This is a genomic window from Halomonas eurihalina (genome assembly GCF_008274785.1).
In the GTDB taxonomy this organism is placed as follows: domain Bacteria; phylum Pseudomonadota; class Gammaproteobacteria; order Pseudomonadales; family Halomonadaceae; genus Halomonas; species Halomonas eurihalina.
Genome location: NZ_VTPU01000024.1, coordinates 32,739 through 45,905, shown reverse-complemented (window position 1 = coordinate 45,905; position 13,167 = coordinate 32,739). Strand labels below are relative to the sequence as shown.

Here is a 13,167-nt window from a genome sequence, read left to right as displayed (position 1 = left end):
TGGTGGATGTAGCTCAGTGGTAGAGCCCCGGATTGTGGCTCCGGTGGTCGTGGGTTCGATCCCCATCATCCACCCCATTGCCTCCCTCTTTAGATGTGTTTCCGATATATTTCACGATTTTTTCCGGCAGGCTCGGTATGGTGACGGTTGTTGCCTGATCGGGCAGGCTTTTTCGTGGTTCCGATGACAATTCTTTACCCGGATTCCCCTTGAAGTATGCTGGTTAGCCCCCATTTGTCAGGGCATGGCGCTTGCCAGTGCGTAGCGGGATTCATAGAATTCCCTCCTTTGAACGTTTCAACGCTATCCACAGAACCAACGCCCCCGTCGGTGTAGAGGACAATTCATGCAAGTTTCCGTCGATACGACCTCCCAGATTGAACGCCGCGTCAAGGTGCAAGTGCCGGCCGCCGAAATCGATGAGGCCGTCGCTGCCCGTCTCAAGGACGCCGCCAAGACCGTGCGCATGGATGGCTTCCGCAAGGGTCGGATCCCGATGTCGGTGATCCGTCAGCGTTACGGCAGCGAAGTGCGTAACGAGGTGGTCGGCGAGGTGATGCGTGAGCGTTACGTCCGCGCGATCACTGACGAGAATCTCAATCCGGCCGGTTATCCGCAGATCGAGGCCGACGTCAACGAGACGGGCAAGGACCTGGAGTTCACGGCGATCCTCGAGGTCTATCCGGAAGTCGAGCTGTCAAGCATCGAGGGCACCGAGGTCGAGCGCCCGGTCGTCGAGGTGCGCGACGAAGACGTCGCCGAGATGATCGAGACCCTGCGCAAGCAGAACGCCAGCTGGGAAGAGGTCGAGCGTGCCGCCGAGGATGGCGACCAGCTGACCATCGATTTCCAGGGCTACCTGGGCGACGAGCCCTTCGAAGGCGGCAGTGCCGAGGGTCACGAACTGGTGATCGGTTCCGGCAGCTTCATCCCCGGCTTCGAAGAGCAGCTGATTGGCGCCAAGGCTGGTGACGACAAGGAGCTCAAGGTCACCTTCCCCGAGGACTACCAGGCCGAGCAACTGGCTGGCCAGGAAGCGACCTTCAAGGTCAAGGTCCATGGGGTCAAGGCGCAGACGCTGGCCGAGGTGGATGCCGAGTTCGTCAAGCAGTTCGGCGTCGAGGACGGCGATCTGGACAAGTTCCGCGAGGAAATCTCGAAGAACATGAGTCGTGAGGCCGAGCAGGCCGTCGACAACCGCGTCAAGCAGCAGGTGCTCGAGGCGCTGAAGAAGGCCAACGATATCCCGGTGCCCCAGGCGCTGATCCAGCAGGAAACCGATGGCCTGAAGCGCCAGGCGGCCCAGCAGTTCGGTCTCGGCGAGGACTTCGATGTCAGCCAGCTGCCCGACGAGCTGTTTGCCGAGCAGGCCAAGAGCCGGGTCCAGATCGGACTGTTGCTGGCCGAAGTCATCAAGGTGAACGAGCTCGATGCCAGCGATGACGACATCAAGGCCAAGGTCGAAGAGCTGTCTCAGCAGTACCAGGAGCCGGAGCAGGTCGTCGAGTACTACATGAGCAACGACGAGATGAAGAATCAGGTCAAATCCGCCATTCTGGAAGAGAAGGCCGTCGATGTGCTGCTCGAGCAGGCCAGCGTCAAGGACGTGGAAATGAGCTACCAGGAGGCGCTCGCCGCGGCCCAGCAACAAGGTGGTGGTGACGAGGAAGCCGAAGAGGCTGACGAGAATCAGGCCTGATCCTTCCCGACAGCTCCGCTCGGCCTCGGTTGAGCGGAGCGTCAGCCGCCGCTTTCATACATCGGATGCAAGGACATCACCCAGATGAGTAACGAGTTCGATATCCAATCCGCCGGCGGCCTGGTGCCGATGGTGGTCGAGCAAAGCGCCCGGGGCGAGCGGTCCTACGACATCTATTCCCGCCTGCTCAAGGAGCGTGTGATCTTCCTGGTTGGCCCGGTCGAAGACTACACGGCCAACCTTCTGGTGGCGCAGTTGCTGTTCCTGGAGTCCGAGAACCCCGACAAGGACGTCCATCTGTACATCAATTCACCGGGTGGCTCCGTCACGGCGGGGATGTCGATCTACGACACCATGCAGTTCATCAAGCCCGATGTCTCCACGGTGTGCATTGGTCAGGCTGCCAGCATGGGAGCGTTGCTGCTGGCCGGCGGCGCCCATGGCAAGCGTTACTGCCTGCCCAATTCGCGGATGATGATCCACCAGCCCCTCGGGGGCTATCAGGGGCAGGCGTCCGATATCGAAATCCATACACGCGAGATTCTCGGTATCCGCGAACGCCTCAACGAGATCCTGGCACATCACACCGGACAGAAGTTCGAAACGATTGCCAAGGATACCGACCGTGATAACTTCATGAACGGCGCGCAGGCGGCGGAATATGGCCTGATCGATGCCGTGCTGGATAAGCGGCCGACATCCTGATAGCGTGATAATCACCACGCTCTGATTACGTGATTCCCGGCGGCCTCGAGGCCGCCGCTGTGAGAGAGGTACGCGAATGGCCGACGGCAAAGGCAAGGACGAAGACGGCAAGCTGCTGTACTGCTCGTTCTGTGGCAAGAACCAGAATGAAGTACGCAAGCTGATTGCCGGTCCGTCCGTGTATATCTGCGATGAGTGTGTCGACCTGTGCAATGACATCATTCGCGAGGAAGTTCTCGATGCCGATGCCGAGAGCGATGAGGAGCGTCTGCCCGCCCCGCGTGATATCCGTCACACTCTCGATGACTACGTGATCGGCCAGGACCGCGCCAAGATGGTGCTGTCGGTGGCGGTCTACAATCATTACAAGCGTCTGCGTTATGGCGCCAAGGATGAGGTCGAACTCGGCAAGTCGAATATCTTGCTGATCGGCCCGACCGGTAGCGGCAAGACCTTGCTGGCCGAGACCCTGGCGCGACTTCTCAATGTTCCCTTCACCATCGCCGATGCGACCACGCTGACCGAGGCCGGTTACGTAGGCGAGGATGTCGAGAACATCATCCAGAAGCTGCTGCAGAAGTGCGATTACGATGTGGACAAGGCCCAGCGGGGCATCGTCTATATCGATGAGATCGACAAGATCTCGCGCAAGTCTGACAACCCCTCCATTACCCGTGATGTTTCGGGGGAAGGGGTCCAGCAGGCGCTGCTCAAGCTGATCGAGGGCACGACGGCTCAGGTGCCGCCTCAGGGAGGCCGCAAGCATCCCCAGCAGGAGTTCCTGCAGGTCGACACTACCAATATGCTCTTCATCGTCGGTGGTGCTTTCGCCGGTCTCGACAAGGTTATTCGTGATCGTGCCGAAAAGGGTGGCATCGGCTTCAATGCCGAGGTCAAGACCAAGGACGAGACCAAGGGTGTTGGTGATCTGCTGCTCGATGTCGAGCCGGAGGACCTGGTCAAGTTTGGCCTGATTCCCGAGTTCGTCGGTCGACTGCCGGTGATCGCGACCCTGACCGAGCTCACCGAGGATGCCCTGATCCAGATCCTCACCGAGCCGAAGAACTCCTTGATCAAGCAGTATGCTCGCTTGTTCGACATGGAGAACGTGGAGCTCGACTTCCGCGAGGATGCCTTGCGGGCGGTGGCGGCCAAGGCCATGGCGCGCAAAACCGGCGCTCGTGGGCTGCGTTCGATTCTCGAGTCGGTACTGCTCGACACCATGTACGAGATTCCTTCCATCGAGGGCGTTTCCAAGGTGGTGATCGATGCTTCGGTAATCGCCAACGAGAGCGAGCCGCTGCTGATCTATTCCCAGCAGGATGAATCGCGGGTCGACGGAACCAGCGGCTAGTCTGCCGCGGTAGAGCCGATCCCGTACCGGGACCCGGACAGGAAGTCGTCACGACAAGGGCCGCCTGGCGGCCCTTTTCTGTGCCGCGCTGTCGCCCCGGCCTTGCAATGCCGGGGGATCGTCCCCATTCCCTTGGTATTCACCCGAATCGTTTGAGGAACGTCTGCGATGCAGCAGAACGCCGAACAGACCTTGAGTCTGCCCCTTTTGCCGCTGCGGGATGTGGTTGTCTACCCGCAGATGGTCATTCCGCTGTTCGTTGGCCGGGAAAAATCCATCCAGGCGCTGGAAACGGCGATGGAAGCCGACAAGCGTGTGCTGCTTGTGGCGCAGCGCGAGGCCAGCAAGGACGATCCGGACAACGAGGACCTCTTTTCCATCGGCACCGTGGCCGAGATCATGCAGCTGCTCAAGCTGCCCGATGGCACCGTCAAGGTGTTGATCGAGGGGGAATCCCGGGCCGACATCCGTGACATTCAGGCCGTCGACGAGGGCTACAGCCGTGCCGAGGTGGTGCTGCGCGAGAGCGAGCCCCTGACCGAGCGCGAGCAGGATTCCCTCGTTCGCGTGCTGCTGAACCAGTTCGAGCAGTACGTCAAGATGTCCAAGAAGGTGCCCAACGAGGTACTGAACTCATTGTCCGGCATCGAGGATCCGAGCCGGTTGGTCGATACCATCTGTGCTCATTTGTCGCTGAAGATCGACGACAAGCAGCAATTGCTGGAGATGGATCGGGTGCGCGACCGGGTCGAGCACCTGATGGCGCTGATCGAATCCGAGATCGATCTGCTCCAGGTCGAGAAGCGCATCCGCTCGCGGGTCAAGGACCAGATGGAGAAGTCCCAGCGCGAGTACTATCTCAACGAGCAGATGAAGGCCATCCAGAAGGAGATGGGCGAGCTCGAGAACGTGCCCAACGAGGCCGACAAGTACGAGCAGGCCATCGAAGAATCCGGCATGCCCAAGGAGGCAGCGGAGAAGGCCCGGCAGGAGCTTGGCAAGTTGCGCATGATGTCGCCGTCTTCTGCCGAGGCTTCGGTGGTGCGCTCCTACCTTGACTGGCTGACCTCGGTGCCCTGGAAGAAGCGGACCCGGGTACGCCACGATATCCAGCACGCCCAGAAAGTTTTGGATGAGGATCACCATGGCCTGGAAGAGGTCAAGGAACGTATTCTCGAGTACCTGGCCGTGCAGAAGCGGGTCAAGAAGCTCAAGGGGCCCGTGCTGTGCCTGGTTGGCCCGCCCGGGGTGGGCAAGACCTCACTGGGGCAGTCGATCGCCCGCGCGACCAACCGCAAGTACGTGCGGCTTGCGCTTGGCGGCGTGCGTGACGAGTCCGAGATTCGCGGTCACCGCCGGACCTATATTGGCTCGCTGCCGGGCAAGATGGTGCAGCGCATGAGCAAGGCGGGGGTCAAGAACCCGCTGTTCTTGCTCGACGAAGTCGACAAGATCGGCATGGATCATCGCGGTGACCCGGCCTCGGCGCTGCTCGAGGTGCTCGATCCCGAACAGAACGACAAGTTCAGCGATCATTACCTCGAGTTGGATTACGATCTCTCGGAGACGCTGTTCATCTGCACCGCCAATTCGATGAATATCCCCGGTCCCTTGCTCGACCGGATGGAGGTCATCCGCCTTCCGGGCTATACCGAGGACGAGAAGCAGGCTATCGCGCGGCGCTACCTGGTGCCCAAGCAGCTCAAGGCCAATGGTTTCAAGGAAGGTGAGCTGGCGTTTTCCGACGAGGCCCTGCTGGAGCTGATCCGCTACTATAGTCGGGAAGCCGGTGTGCGCGAGCTCGAGCGCCAGATCGCCAAGGTCTGCCGCAAGGTGCTGCGTCAGCGTCTCGAACAGGAGGGCAAGGAAGGTGCCCAGGCCCCCGATCATTTGTCGGCGGCGGATATCGAAGCCTATGCTGGCGTGCGTCGCTATAGTTATGGTCTGGCCGACCAGGAAGACCAGGTCGGCCGAGTGACGGGCCTGGCCTGGACCTCGGTGGGCGGTGAGTTGCTCAACATCGAGTCGGTGGTCACGCCGGGCAAGGGGCGGCTCGACAAGACCGGGTCGCTGGGCGATGTGATGAAGGAATCGGTCAGTGCCGCCCAGACGGTGGTGCGAGCCCGGGCGATATCGCTCGGTGTCGACCCAGAGCGCTTCGAGAAGGAAGATTTGCACATCCACGTCCCCGAGGGTGCTACGCCCAAGGACGGACCGAGTGCGGGGGTCGCCATGGTAACCGCCATGATTTCGGCCTACACTGGGCGACCTGTGCGTTGTGATGTCGCGATGACAGGCGAGGTCAATCTGCGCGGTGAAGTCTTGCCAATTGGCGGTCTCAAGGAGAAATTGCTGGCGGCCAGACGGGGTGGTATAAAGACGGTGCTTATCCCGGAGGAGAACCGCCGCGACTTGAAAGAGGTTCCTGATAACATCAAGGATGCTCTGGATATCCGACCCGTTCGTTGGATTGATGAGGTTCTCGACGTCGCATTAGCCGAAAAAGTGAGTCCAGACAACGAAGAGGCACGAGCGGAGGAAACGGCCTCTTCTCACTCGATGATCAGTACGCACTGACGTTTTTTTCGCCATCATGCCGAGGCGAAAACCCCGGCATGATGGGGATTATCAGGGATGGTCGCTTGACACGCCTTTCATCGCATTGCTATAAATTAACGCTATGCTGTGATCGCGTCATTCAGCCGTAAGTCTCGCCGATTAGAGCCAATTTACGAAACAGTCAAGGGGTGAAGTGTGAATAAGTCCGAGCTGATCGAAGCCATTGCCGTGTCTGCCGATATTCCCAAAGCTGCTGCCTCGCGCGCACTGGATGCCATGGTGGATGCCGTGGCCGATAGCCTGAAGAAAGGCGATAGCGTATCCCTGGTGGGTTTCGGTACTTTCACCGTCAAGGAGCGTGCGGCACGCACTGGTCGTAACCCGCAGACGGGTGAGCCGATCCAGATCAGCGCCGCCAAGGTGCCGAGCTTCAAAGCCGGCAAGGCGCTCAAGGATTCCGTCAACTAAGGTAGCGCGTATCGCCGACCACCGTTGACGTCAGGTCTCATGCAGGCGCATCGCTTCGCGGTGCGCCTGTCTTGTTTCTGACCTCCGGTTCGGGCCGTAAGGGCGGTGGCTACCTTGCATGTCGAGGGTCGCCAGGTCCTCGAGGATGCGTATAATGAGGCGCGTTCCGACACACTTCATTCAGCAGAGGCCTGCATGCTGCAAAGTATTCGTGACCGCTCCGCGAGTTGGGGCGCCAAGATCATCATCGGTGCCGTGGTGGTGGCCATGGCACTATTCGGTGCGGAGTCGCTGGTCGGATTGCTGGGGGGCAATGACGGGGATGCTGCTGCCAAGGTCAATGGCGAGCCAATCCCGCGCCAGCAACTGGAACTCGAGGTTCAACGTGCCATTCGCAGCGGCCAGGTGCCTCCCGAGCAGGAGCGCGAACTGCGCAGCCAGATGCTCGACAGCCTGATCTCCGAGCAACTGCTGACCCAGTATGCCGAGCAAGGCGGCCTGCACCTCTCGGAGAGCCAGATCGACCAATTGATCGTCAACCTGCCCGAGTTCCAGAGCCAGGACGGCAAGTTCTCCCAGGAGCTGTTCCGCAATCGTCTTTCCAGCGCCGGTTTCACGCCGTTGGCGTTCCGCGACCAGTTGCGTGCGGACATGAAGCGCCGGCAGCTGCAACAAGGCCTGGCGGTCAGCGAATTCACTCTGGAGAGCGAAGAGCGACGCCTGGCTGCCTTGCAGCGCCAGACCCGTAGCTTCCGGCATCATGTCTTGACCGTCGACGACCTCGAGAGTCTCCCCGAAGCCAGCGACGAAGAGCTTCAGGCGTATTACGAGGCGCATGTCGACGACTATCAACGTCCGGAACAGGTCAAGCTGGCCTATGTCGTGCTGGATCGCGAACAGATGGCCGAGCAAGCGGATGTCAGCGAGCAAGCCTTGCGCGACGCCTGGAATGCCGAAGCCGCCGATGCCGATCGTCGTGTGTCGCACATCATGGTCCAGTTCGGTGATCAGCGGACCCGGGAAGAGGCTGAGGCGCGACTCGAGCAAGTGAATCAACGTCTCGCCGATGGAGATTCATTCGACGACCTGGCCGCCGAGTACTCCGATGATACATCGACCAGTGGCGAAGGGGGCGATCTCGGCGTCATCAGTCGTGGATTCTTCGGTGATGCCTTCGACGAGGCGGCATTCTCCCTGGGAGAGGGGCAAGTATCGGACATCGTCGAAACCGATAATGGCCTGCACCTGATCAAAGTGACCGAGCTGGATCGGCCATCCTTCGAGGAATCACGCGACCGGCTGGCACGCCAGGTTGCTCGGGAGCAGGTGTCGTCCGACTTCGACGATCGTGCCCAGCGGTTGATCGATGAAAGTTTCGCCGCCGAGGATCTGCAGAGCGTGGCGCAGGACCTGGGGCTCGAGCGGGAGACCTCCGACTGGGTCAGCCGCGAAAACGTCTCTGGTGTTCTCGCCGAGCCGGGCGTGATGCGCCGGGCCTTCACTCCGGACGTGCTCGAGGAGGGCTTCAACAGCGAAGTCATCGAGCTCGACGAGGACCGTCGCATGGTTCTGCGCGTACTCGACCATCGGGAAGCCACGACCTTGCCGCTCGAGGAAGTGCGTCCGCAGGTGGCCGAGGCCGTTCAGGAGCGCATGACGCGCGAAGCGCTGAAAGACGAGGCGGACAGGCTGATCGAGGCGCTGCGCTCCGGCGAGTCGCCGACGATCGACTGGCAGCGTACCGAAGGCCTGAACCGCCAGGGTGATGCCCAACCGGTGGTGGATGCAGCCTTCCGCTTGCCGCATCCCGAGGAAGACGAAACCGTCTTCGGCCGTGCGGTCGATGGGCAGCGAGTGGTGCTGATCGCCCTGGACGAGGTCACCGAAGGCCAGGTCGACGAGCAGAGTGAAGCCTTCGTGGCACGCATGGCACAGCAGCTTCGCTCCCAGGCGGCCGTCAACGGCCTGCTTGGGTACCTGCGCGAACAGGCGGAAATCGAACGATTCTGATCGACCGAATCGATCGTGAAACCGAATCGATCGTGAAAAAAGGGGCTTCGGCCCCTTTTTCATGGGCGCTTTTTGCTGCCCCGTTCTTGTGCTGAACATTTATACCGTTATCTTGCTTCTGCGTTCTCATTCCTTCATGCCGCTATCCGGATGTCGTCATGCATAGATGCCATCATGCAGAGCAGAATGGTGGAAGGAGAATGGCGGGAAGGAGGATGGCGAGAGGGTGGAAAGGAGTTTCGTGGTGAGTCAAGCGACACTGTCATCGGTGCCTGTCCATGTGATCACCGGCTTTCTCGGTGCCGGGAAGAGTTCGCTGATCCATCATCTGCTGGTCCATAAGCCGGCAGGGGAACGCTGGGCCGTGGTCATCAATGAATTCGGTCGTGTCGGTATCGACCAGACGATGTTCGAGGCGCGCGACGATCTGGTCGTCGAGTCGTTGCCCGGTGGCTGTCTCTGCTGTCAGCAAGCCGTTGTGCTACGCACGTCGCTTGTCAGGTTGCTGCGCCGTCATCGTCCGGATCGGCTGATCATCGAGCCTTCGGGGCTGGGGCATCCTGCGGGCCTGCTGGACCTGTTGAGGGGAGAGGGGTTCGCCGACGTACTCGATATCCGTGGCGTGGTGGCCGTGCTGGATCCGCGCCGGCTGGACGATGCGCGTGCCATGACCCATGGAACCTTTCTCGATCAGTTGCACATGGCTGATGCGGTGGCGTTGACCATGACCGATCTCGCCACCACTGGCCAGGTAGCGGCGGCGCGACACTGGCTCGAGGGATTCTGGCCGTCGCGTCGCTGGGTGTGTGATGCGCCATATGGTCGATTGCCCAGCGAAGTGCTGCTCTCGGCCGAGCCCGGCGTCGGCGAGACGCGCGCGATGCCGGTTTCCCATCACCACGCCGGACACCACGCCGAGACGACGTACCAGGACGCCTCGACCGAACCGAGGCCGGGGAAGCCGGTGCTCGAGTGGGGCGAGGCCCTGGGACATGCCAGTCTGGGCTGGCGTTGGCACTCCCGGGACCGTTTCGACCGTCACGCCCTGGAGGCGCGGCTGGAATCCCTGCCGGCGGCATTAAGGGTCAAGGGCGTGTTGCATACTGACCGGGGGTGGTTGTTCTACAACCGGGTGGCGGGAAGAGGAGCAAGCATCGAGGTTCGGCCGAGTGTCTGGCGGCATGACTCGCGCCTGGAATTGCTCGGCGAGCCGGACGTCATGCCCGATGCCAAGAGCCTGGAAGCGTCCCTGGCCGCCTGTCTCGAGGTGCGACGGTGACGCACACGCCGTTGTCGTTGTGATGGATGTGCTCCGGCCTGATCTTCTTACGCTATGAAGCAAGAGGCGTCTCGGTGGGAAAATTCCGCGAATTAGCAGGATGTCACCATGTATCGAGTGCGACGTTGGGCGGTGCGTCACGCCCGCGCCTTCGAGCTTCTCTATGCGGGGCTCGAGGTTGTGCTTCAGCGCTCGGCGCCACTGCTGGAGCGGGTTGGCTATGCGCGTCTCGAGGCGCCGGTGGCTGGGCTCGAGCGGGCCATCAAGGGATTGCTGTTCGACTGCCAGATGTGCGGCCACTGCGTGCTCAGTTCGACCGGCATGTCGTGCCCGATGAATTGCCCCAAGCGGCTGCGTAACGGCCCCTGCGGCGGGGTGCGCGAGGATGGCGGCTGCGAGGTGAAACCGGAGATGCGCTGCGTGTGGCTGGATGCCTGGGAGGGCAGTCAGCGCATGAGGCATGGCGATCGCATCCATGCCGTGCAGTTGCCGGTGGACGCTTCGTTGGAAGGTACTTCCTCCTGGCTGCGGGTGGCGCGTGGCGAACATGACGCAGGAGGCGCCAATGAAGTTCGATGATGAGCCGGTTCCCGGCTATTCGCTTCCCGTGCTGCCGGGGCATGTGTCGCCCGGTCGGCTCGAGCGGGTCCTGCGGGCCGGACGCTTCGCTGTGACCACCGAGATCGATCCGCCGGATTCCGCGGACCCGGCGGAGGTTCTGCGGCGTGCCGCGATCTTCGATGGCTATGTCGATGCCATCAATGCCACCGACGGCTCCGGGGCCAACTGCCACATGTCGAGCGTCGGCGTCTGTTCACTGCTGACGCGAGTCGGTTACGCGACAATCCTGCAGATGTCCTGTCGGGATCGTAACCGGATCGCCATGCAGGGCGAGATTCTCGGGGCGGCGGCCATGGGTGCCTGCAACCTGCTGTGCCTGACCGGGGATGGCGTCCAGGCGGGGGATCATCCGCATGCCCGGCCGGTCTTCGATCTCGATTCGTTGTCGTTGCTCGGGATAGCGCGCCGGATGCGCGACGAGTCCTGCTTCGAGAGCGGTCGCCCGATCGATTCGCCGCCCCGGATGTTTCTGGGCGCGGCGGCGAATCCCTTCGTGCCACCCCGAGCCTGGCGGGCTCAGCGTTTGGCCAAGAAAGTGGCGGCCGGCGCGCGCTTCATCCAGACCCAGTACTGCTTCGATACCGCCGTCCTGCGGGATTTCATGGCCGAAATCGCCGACTTTGGCCTGCTGGAAGGGCCCGATCGCATCCATGTGCTGGTTGGCATGGGTCCCCTGCGTTCGGCACGCAGTGCGCGCTGGATACGCGATAATGTTCCCGGGATCCATATCCCCGATAGGGTGATCGAGCGCCTTGAAGGCGCGCAGGATCAACGCGAGGAGGGCGCGCGCCTGTGTCGGGACATCCTCCAGGAGGTGCGCGAGATCGAAGGCGTCAGCGGTGCTCATATCATGGCCTACCGGCAGGAGGCCACGGTGGCGCGGATCATCGAGGAAACCGGAGTACTCGAAGGGCGGGTGCCCTGGTACCCCGGTCGCGACAATCCCGCTGAACTCAATCCGGAAGCGCCGGAGGCAGCCGGTGATCTGCCGGCCACGGCATCGAGTTGAGCGTCAGCTCGAAAGGTCGAGACGCCGCAATTCCAGGTCGTGCCCCGTCGCGGCTTCGATTTCCCAGCCGATGCCCGGTTGCCAGTCGCCCAGCACGAAGCGGCGGGCGGCCTGTCCGTCGACTTCGAGGTCGTGCACGTCGGGGCGGTGGGTGTGGCCATGGATCATCGTGGCCACGCCATGCTCGTGCATGGCTTTCACGACTTCGTCCGGCGTCACGTCCATGATGTCTTCGGCCTTGTTGGAGTTGGCCTCGCCGGAACGCTCGCGTAGCTGGCGGGCCAGTTCGAGGCGCTCGGGAATCGGCATGGCGAGAATCTGTTCCTGCCATTTTGGGTTGCGTGACTGGGCACGGAAGGCCATGTAGGCCTCGTCGCGGGTGCACAGGCTGTCGCCATGCATCAGCAGTACCCGCTCGTCGCCCAGGGTCACCAGGCTCGGGTCGGGCAACAGGGTAGCGCCGGCTTCCCGGGCGAAACGTTCGCCGAGCAGGAAATCGCGGTTGCCATGCATCAGGTAGAGGCGGGTACCGGCATCGGCGAGTGACCTGAGTGCCGAGGCCACGCGGCCAGCCAGGGCGGCCGTGCCGGTCGGGTCGGCGTCGCCGAGATCCAGCAGATCATCGCCGATCCAGGCTTCGAAGAAGTCGCCCAGGATGTAGAGGGCATCGGCACCGCGGGCGCGCTCGTCGAGCCAGCGCAGAAAGCCTTCGGTGACCGCCGGGGCGCCGGGATGCAGGTGCAGATCGGAAATCAGCAGGGTGGCCATGTCGTGTTCCGTGGACGGGTGCGAAGACACCACGCCCGCTAGAGCGGGCGCGGGACAACCGGAGCGGTGGCTCAGTCAGCGGTTTCCTGCAGGCGCGCGCTCTGGATGATGACATCCTCGGCGGGCACATCGGCATGCATACCGCGGCGAGTGGTCTTGACCGACTTGATGCGCTCGACCACATCCATGCCTTCGACCACTTCGCCGAAGACGCAATAGCCCCAGCCTTGCAGGTTCTTGCCACGGTGGTTGAGGAAGTCGTTGTCGGCGATGTTGATAAAGAACTGGGCGGTGGCCGAATGTGGATCCTGGGTGCGCGCCATGGCCAGGGTACCGACACGATTTTCCAGGCCATTATCGGCCTCGTTGTCGATCGGCTCATGGGTCGGCTTCTGGTTGAAGTCCAGGTCGAAACCGCCGCCCTGGACCATGAAACCGTCGATCACCCGGTGAAAAAGGGTGTTGTCGTAGAAGCCCTCGCGCACGTAGCGTTCGAAGTTGGCCGCCGTCTTCGGGGCCTTGTCGTGATTCAGGGCGATGACGATATCGCCGAAGTTGGTTTGCAGCGTGATCATGACGATTTCCTGTCTTCTGGGCAGACGCCTTGGCGCCGTGCATGGGCGTGGCGCTATAATAGCGGTTTTGCGTCGATGCGCGAAGCCGGCAGGTCCGGTGACGCCCGACAGGCCCGCGTT

The 13,167-nt window shown here is 61.9% G+C and carries 11 protein-coding genes and 1 tRNA gene; 10 read left to right on the top strand and 2 right to left on the bottom strand.

The genetic code is table 11. The features are described from left to right. Positions 1-2 precede the first annotated feature (2 nt). The 10 genes from FZZ93_RS17095 (at position 3) to FZZ93_RS17050 (ending at position 11,704) form a co-directional block, all read left to right on the top strand. Positions 3-77, top strand: a tRNA-His gene (locus tag FZZ93_RS17095). A gap of 269 nt (positions 78-346) precedes the next feature. Beyond that, complete coding sequence (gene tig / locus FZZ93_RS17090) at positions 347-1,699, top strand: trigger factor (RefSeq protein WP_149323506.1); 1,353 nt, start codon at positions 347-349, stop codon at positions 1,697-1,699. An 84-nt stretch (positions 1,700-1,783) separates the two neighbouring features. Further along, positions 1,784-2,404, top strand: coding sequence for an ATP-dependent Clp endopeptidase proteolytic subunit ClpP (gene clpP, locus FZZ93_RS17085; RefSeq protein WP_149323505.1), 621 nt, complete (start codon positions 1,784-1,786; stop codon positions 2,402-2,404). Positions 2,405-2,480: 76 nt separating this feature from the next. Next, a complete protein-coding gene (gene clpX / locus FZZ93_RS17080) occupies positions 2,481-3,758 on the top strand; it encodes an ATP-dependent Clp protease ATP-binding subunit ClpX (protein WP_149323504.1) in 1,278 nt (425 codons plus the stop codon). A gap of 168 nt (positions 3,759-3,926) precedes the next feature. Next, on the top strand, positions 3,927-6,335 hold the full coding sequence (lon, locus tag FZZ93_RS17075) for an endopeptidase La (protein ID WP_149323503.1): 2,409 nt from the start codon (positions 3,927-3,929) through the stop codon (positions 6,333-6,335). Positions 6,336-6,512: 177 nt separating this feature from the next. Next, positions 6,513-6,785 (top strand): HU family DNA-binding protein, encoded by a 273-nt coding sequence (locus FZZ93_RS17070; protein WP_149323502.1) that lies wholly within the window; start codon positions 6,513-6,515, stop codon positions 6,783-6,785. Between the two features lie 195 nt (positions 6,786-6,980). Continuing rightward, positions 6,981-8,795, top strand: coding sequence for a SurA N-terminal domain-containing protein (locus FZZ93_RS17065; RefSeq protein WP_149323501.1), 1,815 nt, complete (start codon positions 6,981-6,983; stop codon positions 8,793-8,795). A 244-nt stretch (positions 8,796-9,039) separates the two neighbouring features. Then, positions 9,040-10,074: a CobW family GTP-binding protein gene (locus FZZ93_RS17060; protein ID WP_149323500.1), complete on the top strand. Its 1,035-nt coding sequence runs from the start codon at positions 9,040-9,042 to the stop codon at positions 10,072-10,074. A 108-nt stretch (positions 10,075-10,182) separates the two neighbouring features. Beyond that, the gene (locus FZZ93_RS17055) at positions 10,183-10,653 is read left to right on the top strand and encodes a methylenetetrahydrofolate reductase C-terminal domain-containing protein (protein WP_149323499.1); all 471 of its coding nucleotides are present in this window, start codon (positions 10,183-10,185) and stop codon (positions 10,651-10,653) included. Then, positions 10,640-11,704 carry a methylenetetrahydrofolate reductase gene (locus tag FZZ93_RS17050; protein WP_149323498.1) on the top strand — a complete coding sequence of 355 codons (1,065 nt, stop codon included), beginning with the start codon at positions 10,640-10,642 and terminating at the stop codon, positions 11,702-11,704. The genes FZZ93_RS17055 and FZZ93_RS17050 overlap by 14 nt, the downstream gene beginning before the upstream one ends. Positions 11,705-11,707: 3 nt before the next feature. Here the strand turns inward: FZZ93_RS17050 and FZZ93_RS17045 are convergent, their stop codons facing one another. Together FZZ93_RS17045 and FZZ93_RS17040 are read right to left on the bottom strand one after the other, a co-directional pair. After that, positions 11,708-12,472, bottom strand: coding sequence for a UDP-2,3-diacylglucosamine diphosphatase (locus FZZ93_RS17045; RefSeq protein ID WP_149323497.1), 765 nt, complete (start codon positions 12,470-12,472; stop codon positions 11,708-11,710). Between the two features lie 71 nt (positions 12,473-12,543). Beyond that, complete coding sequence (locus tag FZZ93_RS17040) at positions 12,544-13,047, bottom strand: peptidylprolyl isomerase (protein WP_149323496.1); 504 nt, start codon at positions 13,045-13,047, stop codon at positions 12,544-12,546. Positions 13,048-13,167 lie beyond the last annotated feature (120 nt).

What these genes read in the sequence shown, in the direction of transcription:
- tig (WP_149323506.1), top strand. Translation starts at nt 347, where the DNA reads ATGCAAGTTTCCGTCGATACGACCTCCCAGATTGAACGCCGCGTCAAG.
- clpP (WP_149323505.1), top strand. Translation starts at nt 1,784, where the DNA reads ATGAGTAACGAGTTCGATATCCAATCCGCCGGCGGCCTGGTGCCGATG.
- clpX (WP_149323504.1), top strand. Translation starts at nt 2,481, where the DNA reads ATGGCCGACGGCAAAGGCAAGGACGAAGACGGCAAGCTGCTGTACTGC.
- lon (WP_149323503.1), top strand. Translation starts at nt 3,927, where the DNA reads ATGCAGCAGAACGCCGAACAGACCTTGAGTCTGCCCCTTTTGCCGCTG.
- FZZ93_RS17065 (WP_149323501.1), top strand. Translation starts at nt 6,981, where the DNA reads ATGCTGCAAAGTATTCGTGACCGCTCCGCGAGTTGGGGCGCCAAGATC.
- FZZ93_RS17055 (WP_149323499.1), top strand. Translation starts at nt 10,183, where the DNA reads ATGTATCGAGTGCGACGTTGGGCGGTGCGTCACGCCCGCGCCTTCGAG.
- FZZ93_RS17050 (WP_149323498.1), top strand. Translation starts at nt 10,640, where the DNA reads ATGAAGTTCGATGATGAGCCGGTTCCCGGCTATTCGCTTCCCGTGCTG.
- FZZ93_RS17045 (WP_149323497.1), bottom strand. Translation starts at nt 12,472, where the DNA reads ATGGCCACCCTGCTGATTTCCGATCTGCACCTGCATCCCGGCGCCCCG.
- FZZ93_RS17040 (WP_149323496.1), bottom strand. Translation starts at nt 13,047, where the DNA reads ATGATCACGCTGCAAACCAACTTCGGCGATATCGTCATCGCCCTGAAT.